The organism is Pelagibaculum spongiae (assembly GCF_003097315.1).
Taxonomy (GTDB): Bacteria; Pseudomonadota; Gammaproteobacteria; order Enterobacterales; family Pelagibaculaceae; genus Pelagibaculum; species Pelagibaculum spongiae.
Map to the genome: position 1 here is coordinate 1 of NZ_QDDL01000005.1, position 20153 is coordinate 20153.

Sequence of the window (20153 nt, forward strand, 5' to 3'; positions counted from 1 at the left end):
CAAACTCTTCAATTTAAAAATTGAGGTGATCAATCTGGCCAATCTTGAACACAAGCATAAGCTTGATATTCTTTCATGGTCACTTGATCGGTGCGCTAGATAAATCCCGTAAGAATAAATTCTTAAGAGAAGCATCAAATCGACTTTTGATTGTCGATCGTCACCTGCAAGTGTCCACACAAATTGCATGAATGATAAGTTGTTAAAGAGCCAACTCAGCGGGCTGCGCTGAGCGAGTAGGCTGCGCATTCTACAATGCGAAACCAAATTGTCAAGCAGAATGTTGAAGCGAACTGTAAAAGTTTTTAAAACGGCGCTTTCGAGTAGAAAGCTTTAAAAACCTAGTGAAACAAACAGTCTGACTGGCTAAAAGCCGTTCAATTCGTTGTGTCTCGTTGTTCGTGTCTCGTTCTGTTTGCGTTGCTGCCGTGACAGCGAGGTCGCATTATAGGTATCTAAAGACAGAACACAAGCGCTTTGCTAAAGAATCTGCCAGAAAAAGTAAGTTATCGGTAATGTGCAAGCTAAGTGGTTGATTGTGATCTTTAGTCAACTACGTTTAAGCAAAATGAAGACATTACCAACAAAAGCCAAGGTTATTTCATGGCTGCTATTCTATATATTCTATAAATTTCAAATATCTTACTGATTTCAAAAAAACTTCAAGGAAGAAAAATGATTGAGTGTGTACTTTGCTTAGATGTTGATGGCACGCTGTTAGTCTCATCTGATGAGAGCATTCCGCATAAAACAACTGCTGCAGATTTCTATGCTCGTCAGGGATACCCGGAAAAAAAGCTAAATTTCTCTGGCTCGCCAATCCCTAAGTTAAAAGGAATCAAAACCGCTGTTAGAGACCGTACTCCAGAGCACATCAACAGCTCATTCACGCCCGTCAACCACAGCGCATATACCGAGATATTCAAAAGAATATTTTCTGGCGACCTTAAAGGCAGGGTTCAAATCGTTGTAATAACGAAAGGGCCCTACAGCATGTCTAACCTTGGGGTAACGCTTGATGTGCTATTTCAGACCAGTCAAAAGATGCGTGGAGGAGCACACCGTGGCTTATTTCAACATGACGCCTATTTTCTAACCAGAGTCCCATTTGATGATATGGCACATTCGATGTTCGCTAATCCTGGCTGGGATTCGATTACGGATGTTCAGAGCAAACTTGCAGTTATAAAAGGTGTTCAAGCGGCTAGCATTACCAAGGATATAATTATCGATTATTGGCTTGATCAAGGATTAATCTTTCCAGGTCGTCGCCCCTATTATATTTTATTGGACGACACAGATAAGCATGTCAAAAATATTAAGTTTCCAAACGTCGGACTTGATCCTACCTCCCTCAACTTTTATTCGGATCTTTGTCGCGCACTCCAAAGAGCCGAGCCTGTAGCGAGTGTAAGTGATCCTAGAAGCCTTTTTGCAGGCAACAAAAAGAAACCATTATTGCCACCTGGCACGCCACCTCTAGTACCTCCAAGACGGCATTAACAAAAAAAACCCGCATCCAGTTTCCTGAGTGCGGGTTTTTTAGCTCGCTGATAATCCTTGCGGATTTACGCCTTACGAATCTTGCGGAGGATCTCCACAGAACGCAGTTGCGCGGCAGCTTGAGCCAGTTCTTTCTGCACCTGGGCAAAGTCCAGTGTGTCCTTTTGCTCAGAAAGCTGCTTCTCGGCGGCTTTGCGTGCAGCTTCTGCTGCAGCGGCGTCGAGGTTTTCAGCTCTCTCACAAGCATCGGCCAGAATGGTGACAACATGCGGTTGAATTTCTAGCATTCCACCCGACACATATAACACTTCTTCTTCCTGACCTTCGCCTTTAATCAAACGGACAATACCGGGCTTAAGGCGGGACAGCAGAGGCGCGTGGCCGGGTGAGATACCCAGATCGCCACTGTCTGCGGTGGCTACCACCATCTCGCAGCTACCGGAAAAAATAGACTTCTCCGAGCTAACGACTTCGACCTGAATGGTCTTCATACTCTGTCCCCCTTAGCTTTACAGGCTCTTGGCTTTCTCAGTAGCTTCTTCGATCGAACCTACCATGTAGAAAGCTTGCTCTGGCAGACTATCGAAGTCGCCAGCCAAAATGCCTTTAAAGCCGGCGATGGTATCTTTCAGAGAAACATACTTACCTGGAGAACCGGTGAAGATTTCTGCTACGAAGAAAGGCTGAGATAGGAAACGTTCCACTTTACGTGCACGCGCCACCAACAGCTTATCTTCTTCAGACAGTTCATCCATACCCAGGATGGCGATGATATCTTTCAGCTCTTTATAACGCTGCAAGGTATTTTGAACACCACGCGCTGTAGTAAAGTGCTCTTCGCCGATTACCAATGGATCTAACTGACGTGAAGTTGAGTCCAGTGGATCTACCGCAGGGTAAATACCCTTAGAAGCGATATCACGACTCAATACAACCGTTGCATCCAAATGCGAGAATGTGGTTGCAGGAGATGGGTCAGTCAAGTCATCCGCAGGTACGTATACTGCTTGGATTGAAGTGATGGAACCTGATTTTGTGGAGGTAATACGCTCCTGCAAAACACCCATCTCTTCAGCCAGAGTTGGCTGATAACCTACCGCTGAAGGCATACGGCCTAACAGTGCAGATACTTCAGTACCGGCCAAGGTGTAACGGTAAATGTTGTCAACGAACAACAATACGTCACGACCTTCATCACGGAACTTCTCAGCCATTGTCAGACCTGTCAAAGCAACACGCAGGCGGTTACCTGGAGGCTCATTCATCTGACCATAAACCATGGCAACTTTTGACTTATCAAATTGCTCAACGTTTACAACGCCGGATTCCTGCATTTCGTGATAGAAGTCGTTACCTTCACGAGTACGCTCACCCACACCAGCAAATACCGATAAACCGGAATGCTTGATTGCGATGTTGTTGATCAATTCCATCATGTTTACGGTTTTACCAACACCGGCACCACCGAACAAACCCACTTTACCACCCTTAGCGAAAGGGCAAACCAAGTCGATAACTTTGATGCCGGTTTCCAGCAACTCGTTACCACCTGCTTGCTCAGCAAAGGTAGGTGCAGCACGGTGAATTGGCATACGCTCTTCTTCGCCGATTTCACCACACTCATCAATTGGGTTACCCAATACGTCCATGATACGACCTAGGCAATGCTTGCCTACTGGAACCATGATTGGCGCATTAGTGTTAACACAAGCTAACCCACGGCTTAAGCCGTCGGACACACCCATGGCAATACAACGTACAATGCCGTCGCCCAGCTGCTGCTGAACTTCCAGGGTGAGGCCTTTTTCTTCTACAAGCAGTGCGTCGTAGATTTTCGGCACGCTATCGCGCGGAAATTCTACGTCAATCACCGCTCCGATGATTTCAACGATCTTACCAGCACTCATTGTCTGTTCCTCGTAACTTTGCATCAGCGACTGCATCAAACGGCAGCGGCACCACTAACAATTTCGGAAAGTTCCTGGGTGATCGCAGTTTGGCGAGCCTTGTTATAAACAAGTTGTAATTCTTCAATCAAATTACCGGCGTTTTCAGAGGCGGACTTCATTGCCACCATCCGAGCTGCCTGCTCACTTGCGATGTTCTCTACAACGCCTTGGTAAATCTGAGATTCTACATAACGATGCAATAAGCTACCCATCAGCTCTTTTGCATCTGGTTCGTAGATGTAATCCCAGTAATGATCCAGCTCTTCTTCCTCAACTTTTGGCGCTGGCAACAGCTGCTCAAAAGTCGGTTGCTGGGTCATGGTGTTTACAAATTCGTTGTACACCAGGAAAATCTGATCAAGCTTGCCTGCATCAAAGGCATCAAGCATGACTTTGGTGGGGCCAATCAAATCTTGCGCTGCCGGCTGATCACCCAAATGGCTGGCGCTTGCCAAGACATTTAAGCCCAGTCGACTGAGTAAACCATTTGCCTTACTACCAATCAGGCAAAGATCTACTTCGATACCTTTTTCCGTCCAACCCTGGAAATCTTTCACCAGTGTGCGGAACAAGTTGTTGTTCAGGCCGCCGCAGAGTCCCCGGTCAGAGGAGACCACGATATAGCCCACGCGCTTTACTTCACGCGCCTGCAGCCATGGGTGATGGTATTCAGGGTGACCTTTTGCAAGGTGACCTATTACGCTACGAATCTTCTGAGCATAAGGTCGGGTCGCATTCATGCGAGCCTGAGTCTTACGCATCTTACTCGCCGCGACCATCTGCATAGCCCCGGTGATCTTTTGCGTATTTTTAATACTGTTGATCTGGGTCCGAATCTCTTTTCCGACGGCCATTTGTCTGCATCCGTATTGAGTCAGTTACCGACGTGCGCAGCCAGGTGGCTGCGCACGCTAGTGTTCTACCAGGTACCTGTATTGATAAACGCTTCGATGCCTTCGGACAGCGCTGCTTCGATTTCTTTATCGTAGGCAGCTGTCTCGTTGATTTTGTCCATTAACTCAGTTTTGCTTGAGTTCATGAATTCAATCAGGCCTCGCTCGAAGTCACATACTTTCGTTACTTCGATGCTTTTCAGATAACCTTTCTCGGCTGCAAACAGAACCACTGCCATTTCGGCAATCTTCATGGTTGCAAACTGACCTTGCTTCATCAGCTCGATCACTCGTTGGCCGTGTTCTAACTGTGCACGAGTCGCATCGTCAAGATCGGAAGCAAACTGTGCGAATGCTGCCAACTCACGATACTGCGCCAGTGCCAGACGAATACCACCGCCCAACTTCTTGATGATCTTGGTCTGTGCTGCACCACCTACTCGAGATACCGAAATACCCGCGTTCATCGCCGGACGGATACCGGAGTTAAACAGATCGGTTTCAAGGAAGATCTGACCGTCAGTAATCGAAATTACGTTAGTCGGAACGAAGGCAGATACGTCACCAGCCTGGGTTTCGATGATTGGCAGAGCGGTCAAAGAACCGGTTTTGCCTTTCACCCTACCGTCGGTAATCTTTTCAACATACTCAGCGTTGATTCGAGCTGCGCGCTCTAACAAACGAGAATGCAGATAGAAAACGTCACCTGGATATGCTTCACGTCCTGGAGGACGTTTCAATAGCAGGGAGATCTGACGATATGCCCAAGCTTGCTTGGTCAAATCATCATAAACTGCTAGAGCATCTTCACCGCTATCACGGAAGAATTCGCCCATGGTACAACCGGCAAACGGTGCAATAAATTGCAGCGCTGCTGGGTCAGAAGCGCCAGCGGCAACAATAATGGTGTGAGCCATTGCGCCGTGCTCTTCTAATTTGCGCACTACGTTAGCAATAGTCGACGCTTTTTGGCCGATTGCTACGTAAACACAAATAATACCAGTGCCCTTCTGGTTGATAATGGTATCAATCGCTACCGCCGTCTTACCGATCTGGCGGTCACCGATGATCAGCTCACGCTGGCCACGGCCGATTGGCACCATCGAGTCGATAGACTTAATACCGGTTTGCATCGGTTGGTCTACAGACTGTCGAGCGATTACACCAGGTGCAACCTTCTCGATTGGGCTAGTTTGGGTAGTGCCCAGAGGGCCCTTACCGTCGATTGGATTTCCCAGTGGATCTACCACTCGGCCAATCAGCTCACGACCAACCGGTACCTCAAGGATACGGCCAGTACAGCGAGCGGTGTCGCCTTCAGACAGATGACCGAAGCCGCCCAGTACCACTGCACCAACAGAGTCACGCTCTAGGTTCAGTGCCATAGCGAAAACGCCACCTGGCAGTTCAATCATTTCACCGTACATAACCGCTTCTAGGCCATGTATACGGATGATGCCGTCAGAAACGCTAACGATGGTGCCTTCGGTTCTCGCCTCAGCCGCACCGTCGAATGAACCGATTCTTTGCTTGATCAGTTCACTGATTTCAGATGGATTTAGTTGCATTGCTCTGTATCCTTCATCAAACCTTTACGGTGTCGGCCAAGCGTTGCAATTTGCCACGCACCGATCCGTCGATCACCTTGTCTCCAGCCCGGATCACCGCGCCACCGATCAAACTTACGTCCTCGTCAAAAGCAAGGCGTACGTCCTGACCTAAATTGCGCTTGAGTGCCTCAGCCAGCTTGTCTTTCAGCGCACTTGGGAATGCAACTGCAGAAGTCACTTGAACTTGGGCGATGTGCCCCAGCTCAGCTTTATGCTGTTCAAAAAGAACTGCAATTTCTGGCAGTGCCGCCAAACGATCATTTTCAGACAATAACTTTAAAAAGTTACGCCCCAAATCGTTGAGCTCATCCTTACAGACGCTGAGAAAACCCTCAGTGATCTGTTCACGGGTCGCTTTAGGGTTATGCAGGAACTGCTGCATGGTTGCATCAGATGCAACCTGCCCTGCAAGCCCCAGCATCTGCGACCAGCCATCCAGATCGCCCGCTTCCCTAGCGAACTCAAAAGCTGCTCGGGCGTAGGGTCTTGCGATGGTAATTGCTTCAGCCATAGCCGCCTCGTTTACAGTTCAGCAACCAGCTTATTTAAAAGCTCGCTGTGTGCTTTCTCATCGATAGAGGATTTAAGGATTTGCTCCGCACCAGAAACTGCCAAAGCTGCAACCTGACTACGCAATGCTTCACGCGCCTGGTTAACTTGCTGGTCAATTTCTGCTTTGGCTGCAGTGATCAGGCGTTCGCCTTCTTCACGTGCTGCATCCTTAGCTTCCTCAACGATCTGGTTTGCCCGCTTATTAGCGCTATCTAGAACTACCGCTGCTTGCTGTTTGGCTTCGGCAATCGCCTGGTCCACATCAGCTTTAGCTGCTTCTAGTTCTTGAGCACCTCGCTCAGCCGCCGCAAGACCATCAGCAATTTTTTGCTGACGCTCACGCAGAGCGGTGATCACCGGTGGCCACACATATTTCATGGTGAACCACACGAACAGGGCGAAGGTGATCATTTCACCCAAAAGGGTGGCATTGATATTCACAACCAAGTCCCTCGCTAGTCAGATGGAAAAGAGTTTATTTTACAGCTGACTGATAAAGGGGTTGGCAAAGGTAAAGAACAAAGCAATACCTACACCGATCATGGTTACCGCGTCCAGCAAGCCAGCTACGATAAACATTTTAACCTGCAGCATTGGAACCATTTCTGGTTGACGCGCAGCGCCTTCCAAGAATTTTCCGCCCAAGATACCAAAACCAATCGCAGTACCTAGTGCACCCAGGCCGATCAATAACGCAACGGCGATCGCAGTGAAGCCAATTACAGTTTCCATCGTTCATCCTCCAGAACTGTTTAGAGTTGTGTTGTTACAAGTAAAAAATTAATGATGCTCGTGCGCCATTGCCATATAGACGATGGTTAACATCATGAAGATAAAGGCCTGAAGCACGATTACCAGAATGTGGAAGATGGCCCATGGAACACCCAACATCCACTGTAAATACACTGGTAATAATGCGATCAAGATGAACAACAGTTCGCCTGCGTACAGGTTACCGAACAGTCGCAACGCCAGAGAGATTGGCTTGGCGATCAGGCCAACACCCTCTAACAAGAAGTTGAAAGGGATCATCCACTTGCCAAAAGGCTGAAGTGTCAGTTCACCAATAAAGCCACCGATACCCTTGACTTTGATGCTGTAGAAAATGATCAAAGCAAACACTGACATGGACATACCCAGCGTCAGGTTAGGGTCAGTAGTTGGAACAATTTTGATATGCAATCCAAGCCAGGCCGCTAAATCAACCGGGATTAAATCCATAAAGTTCATCATGAATACCCAGACAAAAATCGTCAGACCCAATGGGCCGATCAGATTGCTTTTGCCAGAGAAAGTATCTTTAACGCTACCGTCGACAAATTCGACCAGTATTTCTACAAAATTTTGCAAGCTACCAGGAACGCCGGTTACTGCACGTTTAGCCGCTATGCGGAAAAACACTAAAAAGATCAGGCCCAGAATAATTGAAACACCCAGCGTATCTACATGAAACGCCCAGAATCCCATATCTGAAGCTTGCTGGGCTGAATGCGCCAGTCCCCAGCTACCATCGGCATGTTGGCCGAAAGTCATATTCTGCAGGTGGCCCTGAATATACTCAGCTGCGTTAGCTGGTCCGGTACTCGCTGCAGTCTCAGTCGCACTCATGTCAGTTACACCTTATTTGTCTTAAATATCAGAGGCGCGCCCCAAAATACCAATTGTGCTGCTGCAAACCCAAAAAGAGTGGCCAGCATGGTGACGTTAAGCAATTTGATTACCAACACCATCAACACAACCGCAATGACTATTCTCATTGCTTCGCCCTTATAAAAATCCCCGGCAACTTGCCGAGCTGCCTTAACACCGGAGCGAGCGAACACTCGGTGGGCAAAATATAAGCAGGAAGTGGTGTTGACTAGGCCACCCATTAACGCCGATAACGCGCCATGAGCATCAGAAATGAGCCACGATAACGTGGCTGCCAGAAAACTGACAATAAGCTGCCAACCAATGAATCGAAACGCATTACGTCGATTCGTTTTGGCAATATGCTGCAACATTCCGATTAAACCATCAGAACCTTGCAGGTGAAATCGTTACTTTTCATCTACTTATCCTGATTACAACCCAAAACCCAGCTCTTAACTCCTTGAGAGTCGGCCGGAAGTATAATGATTCGCCCTCCACCGTTCAACACGAAAAAGAATAGTGGCAGTTTGTATTATCACTTGACGCGTCATTTTGTCGCTGATCAACATCATGACAAGCACAAGCGGGCGAGTGGCGAAAACCATACAGCTACCTCTTTGGGAGTAGCCCAGACATGGATCAAAATTCAGGTAGATTTATATTTACAATCTAAGTTTTTTAGCAATCACACCTGAAATTACCTTTTTATATCAATCAATTAATTTGATATATCTTAAAATATCACTTTCTTGTTGTAGCTCAAGAAAAGCGCTTCCTAATCGTTTACTAGCTTCCATCGCCTCTCGCCAATAAGCTTTTCTTTGATCATCTCGGCCCTGAAAGTGTCGAAAATCTTGTCGATCAGGAATTTTTGAATAGGGTAATTTCTCAACAAATTTTTTTGTTGGCGATAATAAAATGACATTATCCAACACCTTTCCATTTGCTCGACGATGCTTCAGCGGCTTATCAAACCAACAAGGTGTCAGGTGAGAGTAAAAGTGTGGGTATAACACCAATCTTTGATCGCAAGCGTCCAAAAATTTGAGTGCAGGATGGTAATCGAGCAGTCCGCCATCGCGATACACCCCTTTTGGCGCACCTTTGATATTCGCTACGCCTGGCAGCACGCACGGGATTGACCCTGATGCTAACAATGCTTGGCGGAAGTTATCGCCAGTCAACTTCACATGGTGATGGGCAAAGCCATAATCACTGCCAAATGCAGGCTGGTATCGCTGATCATGAAAAATCACCCGATCCATACTGCTGTGCAGTGCTTGATAGCCAACAACGTTCTTCAAATATCCTGCAATCATTCCCAGTAGCTGCTTTTTAACGCTATCGCTACCTAATAAGCCATGGCAACGAATGGTGCCTAGTGAGTAGTGCAGATTAGGCTGCTGTAAAATTTCATCCACCGCCTGCTCAGGCAAAAATCGATCAAGCATTTTAATCGCATTAGCAGCAATTTCTGCCGGTGTAACCCCTTTGGCATAGCTCTGATCGATATATGATTCTGCCAAGGCAGTCATTGCCGCCACCGGATCATTCTGGGCGGCCGCCGCCAGCTTCCAAGCACCAATAGATGTGCCATACAAAGCAATCGGTTTGTCTTCAGCTGTCAGCTCATTTTTTAACCATTGGCCAAAAATTGCGCAGTCCAAACCATAAATTGCCAACCATTTAACCGCACCAGAAGCACCGATAATCGCACCAATGTCTTTGGCTCGAAGTCCGTGCTGTTGAATGTGGCGATAGGCTTTTGGCCCAGCCTGGATTAAAAGATCACTCATCCGTTGTTTTACAACTCGCTATTAATAGAGGTTTATCGCGGATGGATTAAACGACACTTGACACAAACTCAGCAATAGCTGAGACGAAATTGAATATTTCAGAAATCAGATACAAAGACAGCACAGTGAAAATAGTTATCCGTTTGACCTTGGGCCCATTGAGGTTTGACAGGGCATGCTAGAATTTCTCCTCACCTTCCTGACCCGCATCTTCTTGATCTGGTCAAATTCTCAGCACGTTAGAGCAGTAAAGATACATGGGCAGCACAACTAAGTTATCGCGTTTTTCCAACGGCGATTTTTCAAAATTGATTGGCGACCTTTTTGGTGGTCTGACCGCAGCTATAGTAGCACTTCCTCTCGCGCTGGCTTTTGGCGTTAGCTCGGGACTCGGTGCGGTAGCCGGTTTATATGGTGCAATTGGCGTTGGTTTTTTTGCTGCGATTTTTGGTGGCACCAAAACTCAAATTTCTGGTCCGACCGGCCCGATGACCGTTGTAATGGTCACTATCCTGGCGGAGCTGAATCATTACGCTAGTGAGAGCTCACTAGTATTAGCTTTTACTGTGATCATGCTAGCCGGTGTTTTTCAGATTCTTTTTGGCAGCTTCAAACTTGGTCGTTATTTAACCCAAATGCCCTTTCCGGTGATTTCTGGTTTTATGTCTGGCATCGGCTTGATCATTATTGTGTTGCAACTGGGCATCTTAGTTGGTCATAGCGGCGCATCCAATGTGATTCAAGCGTTACAGTTGCTGCCTCAGCAACTGGGCCAAATAAACCTTACCGAAGCGGGCTTATCCGCTTTGTGTCTTGGCTTACTATTGTTATGGCCGAAAAAATTCAATCGCTGGTTACCCTCTCCTTTATTAGTACTGATTGTCAGCTTGCTGCTGAGTAATCAATTGCTGTCTGGCGAACTCGCTTTACTTGGCGAAGTACCCAGCGGACTGCCGTCTCTGCATTGGCCAGTGTTTGATGCCACTTTATTAGCAGTGATGATCAAATCAGCATTATTACTGGCGGTACTGGGCAGCTTGGATTCTCTGCTGACTTCCTTAGTCGCCGACAACATGACCCGCACTCAGCACAATTCCAATAAAGAGCTGATTGGCCAAGGCATAGGCAATATTGCGGCAGGTTTTTTAGGTGGATTACCCGGTGCCGGCGCAACCATGCGTACCGTGGTTAATATTCGTGCCGGCGGCAACAGTCGCATTTCCGGCATACTCCACTCACTCATATTACTGGCGATTGCACTCGGCGCTGGCGGCCTGACCGAGCAAATACCCCAAGCAGCGCTTGCCGCGATTCTGGTTAAGGTCGGTATCGACATTATTGATTGGAATTATTTAAAGCGATTACATCACTCGCCGCTGTCTTCAGTGGGTTTGATGCTGATAGTGATGCTGCTAACAGTATTGGTAGATTTAATTACCGCAGTTGCTGTTGGTGTATTTATTGCCAATATCGGTAGCCTCGATCGGTTAAGCCGCCACCAAAGTAAAAATCTGGTGATTACCAGCGGCAAACAACCGCCTAAAAATTTATCTGCCGACTTACAGCAACAATTAAATCAGCTGGGTGAACAGGTGGTATTGCTGCAACTAAATAGTCCGATCACTTTTGGTGTTGCTAAAGATGTCAGCCAACGATTAAACCAATACCAAAATTACCAGTTATTAATTATCGACTTACAAGCCACCCAATATATTGGATTAACCACGTCGATGATGCTGGAAGATATCTGCCAGGAAGCACTTCGCCAAGGAAAGCAGGTGAAGATTTGTGGTGCACAAAAACAACCAAAAGAAATATTACACAAACTAAGACTGCATAAATTAATTGGTGAGAGTAATTATCTAGATAATTTGCAGCTAGCGATTGAGCAGCATGTAAAATAATAATTTATGAATGCTGAAGCCTAATAGTATTAAAGATAAGGTTTGATCGGTTGTTTGGGCTATAAAATTGCCTAATGCTATGCAGCAGCCTACTGTAAATTGTACTGCACAAATTCTAGAGCACGCTTGGCTTATTACAATCATCTGGTTTCAGTAATTTGAGCGCGCTACAAGAGAGAATGGTTTACAAAACATGGATGATTTGACAAAAAAACATACAATAAGCACAAACAGAGTACTAATCAATTTTTCTGATGAAAATGTAAAGGAATTATTTGAACTCTGCAACTTAATAATTGACCACTTCAAACCTGAAGAATATTATTATTTAGGGCTTGGCGGATCCCCTTGTTTGGTTATCGCTGGACTACAAGTCTTGTGCAATGATGATACAAGCGGAGAATTAATCCCCTTCAGCATTAAAGATGATTTAATTGACAATAGACTATTATTAAATCAACACTTTGATAATTATAGAATCAAATTAATACAAAAAAAAATTCTTCTTATAGACTCCAGCATGTTTGGAAAAACTCTTGTACGTGCACATGATGAATTCACGTATTACTTAGGCCAAAAAAAAACATTAGAGATTTTATCTTTATGCAAAAGGCTTCACTACATTAAAAAAAATTTTTCAAAAAATGGTAAGTCGCCTTTTTTCATTTTCTTAAAGAATGATCCTTACCGTATAAATCTTTACAGTATAATAGCAGGGGAATATCAAAAAGGAATGCGAGCATATCCTAAACTTGAACATGGAGAAATCCCCGATACTCGCCCAAGTCGCCTCGCTTGGCTTAGCGCAAAACAACTTATTAAAGCTAAATTTACAGCGCTTAAAAATGAAGGATATTCTCCAGAGTTTGATTTGAAAATTGAAAGCAGTGATGATATGTCTTAATTAACAGACAGGGCTTTTTTATTATCACTGTAAAAATAAAATAAATAAAATTTACTTCACCAACATCAACGGCTTTCCGGTCATTTCTGCTGGCTGATTCAGACCCATTAACGACAACATGGTCGGCGCTACGTCTGACAACATGCCGCCTTCAAAAGCCTCAGCATCACAACCAATACTGAAAGCTATATTAACAACATACAGTTTTTTGTTTGGGTAACTTTTAGAATATGGACCAATCCGAATCGCCAACACCTCACAGCCAACGTGGTAAATTCGTCTGGGAGAACATCAGCGAAAGCCTTTCTTAGAACCTGTTTAGAATCTCTATGCTGTGAGATAATTACAATCAAAGTACTTATGTAGCAGCCTTTGATGTCCGAAAGACAGCCTTATCCCAGCGATGTAACCCGTGAAAAATTTGCCTTGATTTCTCCCATACTTGAAAGTGCTCGCAAGCAAACAAAACCCCGGCAAATTGATCTTTATGAAGTATTTTGTGCGCTCTTGTATCTTTTGAGAACAGGCTGCCCTTGGCGCTGTATTCCTCATGACTTTCCAAAATGGCAGTGCATTTATTCCTATTACAAAATTTGGAAAGAACCTGCACAAGATGGTGGCCCAAGCCCTCTTGAGCAGGCTTTAAAAAAATCAGGTTGGCGAGGAGCGAAAGAAGCAAGGCCGCCAGAAGAAGACTAGCTTTGGCATCATCGACGCACAAAGTGTAAAAAACACTGATACTGCTGAAGAAAAAGGGTATGACGCTGGCAAAAAAGTATCTGGGATCAAGCGGCATATTCTGGTCGATCATGGCGGTTTACCACATGCAGTTGCCGTGTCTACTGCAGACGTTTCAGACAGGGAAGGCGGTTTGTTTTTAATTGAATCTCACCAAGACAATTTATCCGATATAGATAATATTTTGGTTGATGGTGGGTATACTGGAAAACCATTTTCTGAAGGTGTTAATTTGCTTATTTCATCCAAGGTTCAAGTGGCAAAAAGATCAGAGTTACACACTTTTAAAGTTATTCCACAACGTTGGGTAGTGGAGCGATCATTTGCCTGGCTGGAAAAGAACCGAAGGCTATAGAAAAACTGTGAAAGATTGTTAAACAGTAGCTTAAGTTTCATCCACTTAGCTTTCTTAAGGCTACTGCTTCAGAGATCCTAAACAGGTTCTTATATTAATTTTATTTTTAGTGATCAAATCATCGTAAAAAGTTAATTGATACGAATCCACAACATTAAATTTACTAATCAATAGGAAAAAATAGTGGAAACTATTATCTCGTGTATAAAAAAGCCCCGCTGGAATTTACCAGTAGGGCTTTTTTATTATTACTGAAAAATAAATTAAATTTATTTAACCAACATCAACGGCTTTCCAGTCATTTCTGCTGGCTGATCTAAACCCATTAACGCCAACATGGTTGGCGCTACGTCTGATAGCATGCCGCCTTCAACAGCTTGGGCATCACGACCTACATAAATGAAGGGTACAGGCTCAGAAGTGTGTGCGGTGTGCGCTTGGCCGGTTTGCTCATCACGCATCTTTTCAGAGTTACCGTGGTCAGCAGTGATCAAACATTCAGCACCGGCTTCACGAACGGTTGCGACCACTTTACCGATACAGTCATCTAATGCTTCGATTGCTTGCACGGCAGCTTCAAATGAACCTGTGTGACCAACCATATCTGAATTCGCATAATTGCAGATGATCGCGTCATATTCGCCGCAAGTTAATGCATGTTGCAGCTTTTCTGTCAGCAGAGGTGCATTCATTTCTGGCTGTAGATCGTAGGTAGCAACCTTCGGAGAAGGAATCAAAATTCGAGTTTCACCTTCAAATTCATCTTCACGACCACCACTGAAAAAGAAAGTCACATGCGCATACTTTTCAGTTTCAGCAATTCGCAGCTGGGTTTTACCTTGGCTTTGCAGGTATTCACCCAATACGTTACTCAGCGAATTGGCCGGGAAAGCACAGCTGGTTTTAATGTCGGCTGCATATTGCGTCAGCATCACAAAGTCGCTTAATGCTGGCTGCTTGGCACGTGGGAAACCATCAAAGTCAGCGTTGACAAAACTGCGGGTAATTTGACGAGCACGGTCAGCACGGAAGTTCATAAAGATCAGCGCATCGCCATCATTTAACTCGGCGACGGATTGCCCTTGAGCTTGAATAGCCGTAGCCGCTATAAACTCATCATTTTCATCACGGGCGTAACCTGCTTCCAACGCTTCAACCGCAGATGTTGCAGCAAACTCACTTTTCGCTTGGGTGATCAGATCGTAAGCAACTTCTACTCGTTCCCAACGCTGATCACGGTCCATTGCAAAATAACGACCGATAACCGATGCAACTCGGCCCTCACCTTCCCGATCAGCAAAAAGCTCAGCAAATACCGCATCGGCTTTTTCCAGCGAAGGTTTGGCACTGCGCGGTGGCGTATCGCGGCCATCAAGGAATGCGTGCAGGAAAACTTTTTTGGCACCGCGTTCTGCTGCCAAACGCATCATGGCAAAGATATGATCTTCATGACTATGAACGCCGCCTTGCGACATCAAACCCATCAAATGAACTGCGCCATTATTGGCAATCGCTTTATCAACCGCTGTCGTTAATGCTTCATTTTCGAAGAAATCACCATCGGCAACCGACTTGGTGACTCGAGTCAGTTCCTGATAAACCACTCGACCAGCACCAAGGTTCAAATGGCCCACTTCTGAGTTACCCATTTGGCCGTCAGGTAAACCTACATCCATTCCGGATGCAGAAATCAGGGTGCTTGGGCACTCATCCCATAGCTTATCGAAATTAGGCGTTTTTGCCGTGTGAATCGCATTAAAATCAGTCGCCACGCGATGTCCCCAACCGTCGAGGATAATTAACGCCAATGGCTTTTTAGCAGATGATGCAGTCATATCAATTCCAAACATTCTAAAGAATTTAACAGCGGTACAAACCAGTCATCAATTTAGCTGAATCATCGACTTAACCAAGTTCAACTAAATTTTGAAGTGGCGCATTCTACCTCGTTTGTCAGATCAAGGTTAATTCACTGCATCAAATTTTTTCGCTTTCGAAGACTTTTTCCTGAAACAACTTCCAATTGCATGGCAATGCCATGACGGCTTTATGAAGATGACTGTGCTGATAAAATCTCCTCAGATCAATCAGCTTTCATATAACCAACCGATAAGTCAGCAATCGATTGCGGCACCATTGAAAAACTAATATTTGTCCCAAACTAACTTGCTTGACGGTATATCAATCGTTTCTTTGGCCGGCTCGTTTTGAAATGAGAACGACAATTAACTGTAATCAATGTCTTGCTTAAAACGCTGCTAACTCCGGCTGAGTCCTGCATTTTGAAGCGGTTTGGGTATATACTGCCGCGCTGTATCGTGACCCGCTAAATGGTAGCTGAATGGATCTGGATCTGAACCAAATTATTGAATTTGCATCAAGCAACGCCTTGATGGTTACTGCCTGGGTTACCCTAGGTATTTTGTTAATCGGCACCTATGCAATGGGCGCTTTGAATGGCGTGAAACGAGTCGACGTACATCAGCTGGTTTCACTGGTAAACAGTGAAGATGCGCAAGTTATCGATATTCGTGAAGCAGCCGAGTTCAAAAAAGGCTCGATTGTTGGTTCCAAAAATCAGCCTCGTAGCCAACTAACCAAAGATATGACGCTACTGAATCAATACAAGGGCAAGTCACTTGTTCTGGTATGTGACCTCGGGCAACATGCTTCATCAATCGGCGGCAAGCTGAAAAAAGCAGGCTTTGAAGATCTTCATATCCTCAAAGGCGGTATTAATGCTTGGCAGCAAGCTAAATTGCCATTGAAGCGAAGCAAATAATTCAGCACAGCTGATTAAAAGATTTGGTCTGGGGGAAATGTTATGGCTCAAGCAAAGGTCGAGGTCTATCTGACCCAAACCTGCCCTTACTGCATGATGGCGAAGCAGCTGTTATCCGATAAGGGCGTCGATTTTCAAACCATCGACGTAACCGGTAACCCCGAATTGCGGGCAACAATGACCCGACTAGCCAATGGCGGCACTACGGTACCGCAAGTTTTTATTAATGACCGCCCCTGTGGCGGATTTACTGACATTTATGCACTTGAACAATCTGGTCAACTAGATCAACTGCTCGAGTCAGAATCAGAAGTCTAAGGAACCTATCATGGCTGAAGAAGTACAAGCAGAATTCAACATCCAGCGCATCTACTTAAAAGACATGTCTTTTGAAGCGCCTCGTTCACCATCCAGCTTTGCTCCTGAAGATTGGAAGCCAGAAATCAATCTGGACCTGAACACCAAAAGCCGCAAGGTAAGTGACAAGGTACATGAAGTCATTCTGCACCTGACGGTTACGGTTAAAGTTGGTGAAGAAACTGCATTCTTGGTTGAAGTTCAGCAAGCTGGCGAATTTGGTATCGACAACGTGCCTGAAGAACAACTGAGTCACATGCTGGGTGCATTCTGCCCTAACATCATCTTCCCTTACGCTCGTGAAACCATCTCTGATGTTGTTACTCGTGGCGGCTTCCCTCAATTGTTGCTGGCTCCAGTAAACTTTGACGCGTTATACATGCAGCACATGCAGCGTCAGCAGGAACAAGCTGAAGCAGCGACCAAAAACTAATGACTAGACAGGCGATTCCGGTACTGGGTGCCGGTTCATTTGGAACCTCACTAGCATGCGTGCTGGCGAGAAACGGCTATCCAGTAAAGCTATGGGGCAGAAACGCCCAGCGGATGGAGCAAATTCAGCAAACTGGTCGTAACGACGATTTCTTGCCTGAAATTGAATTGCCCGACGGAATCGAAGCCCTGTCTGATCTAGCGAAGGCAGTCACAGGTGCCAGAGATATTCTGGTAGCTGTGCCTTCGCATAGTTTTAGAAGCTTGTTAAAACAGCTTCGCCCCCATTTACCACAAGATCCTAAGCAATCGATTCGCTTAATCTGGGCCACTAAAGGCCTTGACGGTGAAACCGGTAAATTGCTTGACCAAGTGGTGAAGGAAGAATTAGGCGATTGCGAATGTGCAGTACTTTCCGGCCCAACCTTCGCAGCAGAAATTGCCGTTGGCCTGCCAACCGCCATTGTTGTAGCAGCCAATAATGAAGATTATGCCAATAAGGTCATCGAGTATTTTCACAGCTCAAGCTTCCGTCTTTATCGCAATGACGATATGACCGGCGTTCAAATTGGCGGCTCGGTTAAAAACGTTTTAGCCATTGCCACCGGTATTTGTGACGGTCTGAATTACGGTGCCAATGCTCGAACTGCGTTAATTACTCGCGGCTTGGCAGAAATGACTCGGCTCGGCATGGCATTAGGTGCTCACCGGGATACCTTCGATGGCCTAGCCGGTATCGGCGATTTAATGCTGACTTGTACCGACAACCAATCACGCAACCGTCGTTTTGGTTTAGCACTGGGGCAAGGCGTGCCTGCTGATATTGCTGAAGCACAAATTGGTCAGGTAGTTGAAGGGGCAAAGAACGCCGCTGAAGTGAAGTTAATCGCTGATCAGTTAGGTGTCGAAATGCCCATCACTGAGCAGGTGTTTCAAGTATTACACCAAGGTGCCGATCCTAAAGACTGTGTTGCCAAATTGCTGGCTCGCTCACCAAAAGTCGAATAAACCGATCTAAGCTGGTTTAGACATAAGACATAAAAAACAACGCTGCTTGTCAATAACAAAGCGTATCTAGTTGCATTGCGCTTTGGCTTGATGGCAACCTAGTCAATCTTACTGAGCAACTTTCTAGATTGAATTATCAATTGGCGATGAATCAGGCCAAGGTAATCTCTTCTCGCCTAGATTCGGGAATTATCGGTGACTTTTCAATCAGAACCATCACAAGCAGATCGATCACTAGTAGAACTAAGCAACCTGAGCGGCCGAGCTACTTCACAAGTATCTCGTTATTCTGGTTTTTCTTGGTTGGGTAAGTTAGCTCATCTACCCGAGCAATTCAGACAATCCTTACTGACCATTATCTGCTGCCTATTTCTAGTAGTTTCTGCTGCCAGTTATTCTCAATCGACTTACGCTGCAACCAATCAATCCAGCCAAAACAGTTCAAGTGATGGTAAAAAACAACAATTAGAGCAACTGAAGCGGCAAATCAATCAGCTGAAAAAAAAGCTAAAAGAAACTCGCCAGCAATATCGCGGTGAACAACGATCGCTTCAACAAAACGAAATCCAAATTGCCAAATTAAGCCGTCAATTGGATAAGTTGAACCTCCAACTTAAAGACTCAGATAAGCAAATCAAACAATTGCGCAGCCAGCGCAACCAAATGCAGGGCAAGGTTAGCCAGCAAAAACAGCAGTTAGCGCAACAGTTAGAATCGGCTTGGCAAAACGGCAGCCAGGAACAACTCAAATTAATGCTGAATCAGCAAGACCCGCAAAAAGTTGGTCGAATGCTGGTGTGGTATGACTATTTCAATAAAGCCCGAGTAAAAGCGATTGCCGATTTACAGCAATCACAGAAAAAGCTCAAGCAAACAGAAACTTTATTGGCCGAAAAACAACTGAACTTACGTCAACTGCGCCAGCAACAGTCCAGTGATAAACAACAACTCGACCAGCAAGCCAAGCAAAGAAAAACACTACTGGCCAAGCTGAACAAGCAGCTGAAGAGTCAGAAATCTCACTTGTCACAAAAGCAGACTGACCAGAAAGCATTGCAAAAACTGATCGATACATTACAAATCAGTTGGCATGAATTAAACCAACAAATTAATAAAAAACCTTTTAGAAAACTAAAAGGAAAAATGAAATGGCCAGTTAGTGGTAATCGTCTGAATAACTACAATAGCTGGCGTGAAAAGGGTCAGCTACGCTGGAAAGGCATTCGTATTGCCGCCAATGCTGGGCGCAATGTCCGAGCAATATCCCATGGCAGAGTAGTTTTTGCTGATTGGTTGCGTGGCTTTGGCTTACTACTGATTCTTGATCACGGCGACGGCTACATGACCCTTTACGGCTACAATCAGTCGTTAAATAAAGAAGTCGGCGATTGGGTTAATGCTAGAGATGTTCTGGCTACCGTTGGCCAAAGTGGCGGGCAAAAACGCAACGCACTCTATTTTGAAATGCGTAAAAATGGCAAACCGTTTAACCCGGTAGGTTGGGTGAGATAGGTCGTTTTGTTCACAATAAAAATTTAGTAACTAGAAAAAAATACTGAAGTAATTTCACATAAAAATGTAATGATTTTGGTGCCAAACACTTCTCAAAAAAAGAAATAACAAGCATTCGTAATCTCTTGAAAATCGATGATATTTTTTACTAAGCAATTTTTTTATCCTCCATGTCACTAACAGTGAAGAATTGAATCCATAGAATAAACATCCCCGGAGCAAGCCC

At 45.3% G+C, this 20153-nt stretch carries 20 protein-coding genes and 1 pseudogene; 9 read left to right on the plus strand and 12 right to left on the minus strand.

What is annotated here, in order from left to right; all coding sequences use genetic code 11:
- The first annotated feature begins 675 nt into the window (after positions 1-675).
- Positions 676-1503 (plus strand): hypothetical protein, encoded by an 828-nt coding sequence (locus tag DC094_RS12445; protein WP_116687445.1) that lies wholly within the window; start codon positions 676-678, stop codon positions 1501-1503.
- A gap of 65 nt (positions 1504-1568) precedes the next feature.
- Here the strand turns inward: DC094_RS12445 and DC094_RS12450 are convergent, their stop codons facing one another.
- From DC094_RS12450 to DC094_RS12495, 10 genes are all read right to left on the minus strand, one after another.
- Positions 1569-1994 (minus strand): F0F1 ATP synthase subunit epsilon, encoded by a 426-nt coding sequence (locus tag DC094_RS12450; RefSeq protein WP_116687446.1) that lies wholly within the window; start codon positions 1992-1994, stop codon positions 1569-1571.
- A gap of 18 nt (positions 1995-2012) precedes the next feature.
- Positions 2013-3410: a F0F1 ATP synthase subunit beta gene (gene atpD, locus DC094_RS12455; protein WP_116687752.1), complete on the minus strand. Its 1398-nt coding sequence runs from the start codon at positions 3408-3410 to the stop codon at positions 2013-2015.
- 35 nt (positions 3411-3445) lie between these two features.
- Entirely contained in the window at positions 3446-4306 is an 861-nt protein-coding gene (atpG, locus tag DC094_RS12460; protein ID WP_116687447.1) for a F0F1 ATP synthase subunit gamma, read from the minus strand.
- 65 nt (positions 4307-4371) lie between these two features.
- Complete coding sequence (atpA, locus tag DC094_RS12465; protein WP_116687448.1) at positions 4372-5913, minus strand: F0F1 ATP synthase subunit alpha; 1542 nt, start codon at positions 5911-5913, stop codon at positions 4372-4374.
- A 16-nt stretch (positions 5914-5929) separates the two neighbouring features.
- The gene (locus DC094_RS12470) at positions 5930-6466 is read right to left on the minus strand and encodes a F0F1 ATP synthase subunit delta (protein ID WP_116687449.1); all 537 of its coding nucleotides are present in this window, start codon (positions 6464-6466) and stop codon (positions 5930-5932) included.
- An 11-nt stretch (positions 6467-6477) separates the two neighbouring features.
- On the minus strand, positions 6478-6948 hold the full coding sequence (locus tag DC094_RS12475; RefSeq protein ID WP_116687450.1) for a F0F1 ATP synthase subunit B: 471 nt from the start codon (positions 6946-6948) through the stop codon (positions 6478-6480).
- Between the two features lie 39 nt (positions 6949-6987).
- Positions 6988-7239: a F0F1 ATP synthase subunit C gene (atpE, locus tag DC094_RS12480; RefSeq protein WP_116687451.1), complete on the minus strand. Its 252-nt coding sequence runs from the start codon at positions 7237-7239 to the stop codon at positions 6988-6990.
- A 48-nt stretch (positions 7240-7287) separates the two neighbouring features.
- Complete coding sequence (atpB, locus tag DC094_RS12485) at positions 7288-8115, minus strand: F0F1 ATP synthase subunit A (RefSeq protein WP_116687452.1); 828 nt, start codon at positions 8113-8115, stop codon at positions 7288-7290.
- 5 nt (positions 8116-8120) lie between these two features.
- A complete protein-coding gene (locus tag DC094_RS12490) occupies positions 8121-8510 on the minus strand; it encodes an ATP synthase subunit I (protein ID WP_116687453.1) in 390 nt (129 codons plus the stop codon).
- 339 nt (positions 8511-8849) lie between these two features.
- Entirely contained in the window at positions 8850-9935 is a 1086-nt protein-coding gene (locus DC094_RS12495; protein WP_116687454.1) for a patatin-like phospholipase family protein, read from the minus strand.
- A 257-nt stretch (positions 9936-10192) separates the two neighbouring features.
- On the opposite strand from DC094_RS12495, the gene DC094_RS12500 reads away from it, so the two are divergent.
- Positions 10193-11839 (plus strand): SulP family inorganic anion transporter, encoded by a 1647-nt coding sequence (locus DC094_RS12500; protein ID WP_116687455.1) that lies wholly within the window; start codon positions 10193-10195, stop codon positions 11837-11839.
- 193 nt (positions 11840-12032) lie between these two features.
- Positions 12033-12743 (plus strand): hypothetical protein, encoded by a 711-nt coding sequence (locus DC094_RS12505; RefSeq protein WP_116687456.1) that lies wholly within the window; start codon positions 12033-12035, stop codon positions 12741-12743.
- Between the two features lie 51 nt (positions 12744-12794).
- On the opposite strand, the gene DC094_RS22425 is transcribed toward DC094_RS12505, so the two are convergent.
- On the minus strand, positions 12795-12998 hold the full coding sequence (locus tag DC094_RS22425) for a hypothetical protein (protein ID WP_116687457.1): 204 nt from the start codon (positions 12996-12998) through the stop codon (positions 12795-12797).
- Between the two features lie 120 nt (positions 12999-13118).
- Here DC094_RS22425 and DC094_RS12515 point away from each other — a divergent pair.
- Positions 13119-13917: pseudogene (locus DC094_RS12515) on the plus strand (IS5 family transposase).
- A gap of 188 nt (positions 13918-14105) precedes the next feature.
- Here the strand turns inward: DC094_RS12515 and gpmM are convergent.
- On the minus strand, positions 14106-15671 hold the full coding sequence (gene gpmM, locus DC094_RS12520) for a 2,3-bisphosphoglycerate-independent phosphoglycerate mutase (protein WP_116687753.1): 1566 nt from the start codon (positions 15669-15671) through the stop codon (positions 14106-14108).
- A gap of 506 nt (positions 15672-16177) precedes the next feature.
- Here gpmM and DC094_RS12525 point away from each other — a divergent pair.
- The 5 genes from DC094_RS12525 (at position 16178) to DC094_RS12545 (ending at position 19927) form a co-directional block, all read left to right on the plus strand.
- Positions 16178-16618 (plus strand): rhodanese-like domain-containing protein, encoded by a 441-nt coding sequence (locus DC094_RS12525; protein ID WP_116687458.1) that lies wholly within the window; start codon positions 16178-16180, stop codon positions 16616-16618.
- A gap of 42 nt (positions 16619-16660) precedes the next feature.
- Positions 16661-16936 (plus strand): glutaredoxin 3, encoded by a 276-nt coding sequence (gene grxC, locus DC094_RS12530; RefSeq protein WP_116687459.1) that lies wholly within the window; start codon positions 16661-16663, stop codon positions 16934-16936.
- A gap of 10 nt (positions 16937-16946) precedes the next feature.
- The gene (gene secB / locus DC094_RS12535; protein ID WP_116687460.1) at positions 16947-17408 is read left to right on the plus strand and encodes a protein-export chaperone SecB; all 462 of its coding nucleotides are present in this window, start codon (positions 16947-16949) and stop codon (positions 17406-17408) included.
- Positions 17408-18415, plus strand: coding sequence for an NAD(P)H-dependent glycerol-3-phosphate dehydrogenase (locus DC094_RS12540; protein WP_116687461.1), 1008 nt, complete (start codon positions 17408-17410; stop codon positions 18413-18415). Before secB ends, DC094_RS12540 begins: the two co-directional genes overlap by 1 nt.
- Before the next feature lie 195 nt (positions 18416-18610).
- Complete coding sequence (locus tag DC094_RS12545) at positions 18611-19927, plus strand: murein hydrolase activator EnvC family protein (protein WP_116687462.1); 1317 nt, start codon at positions 18611-18613, stop codon at positions 19925-19927.
- Positions 19928-20153: the final 226 nt, after the last annotated feature.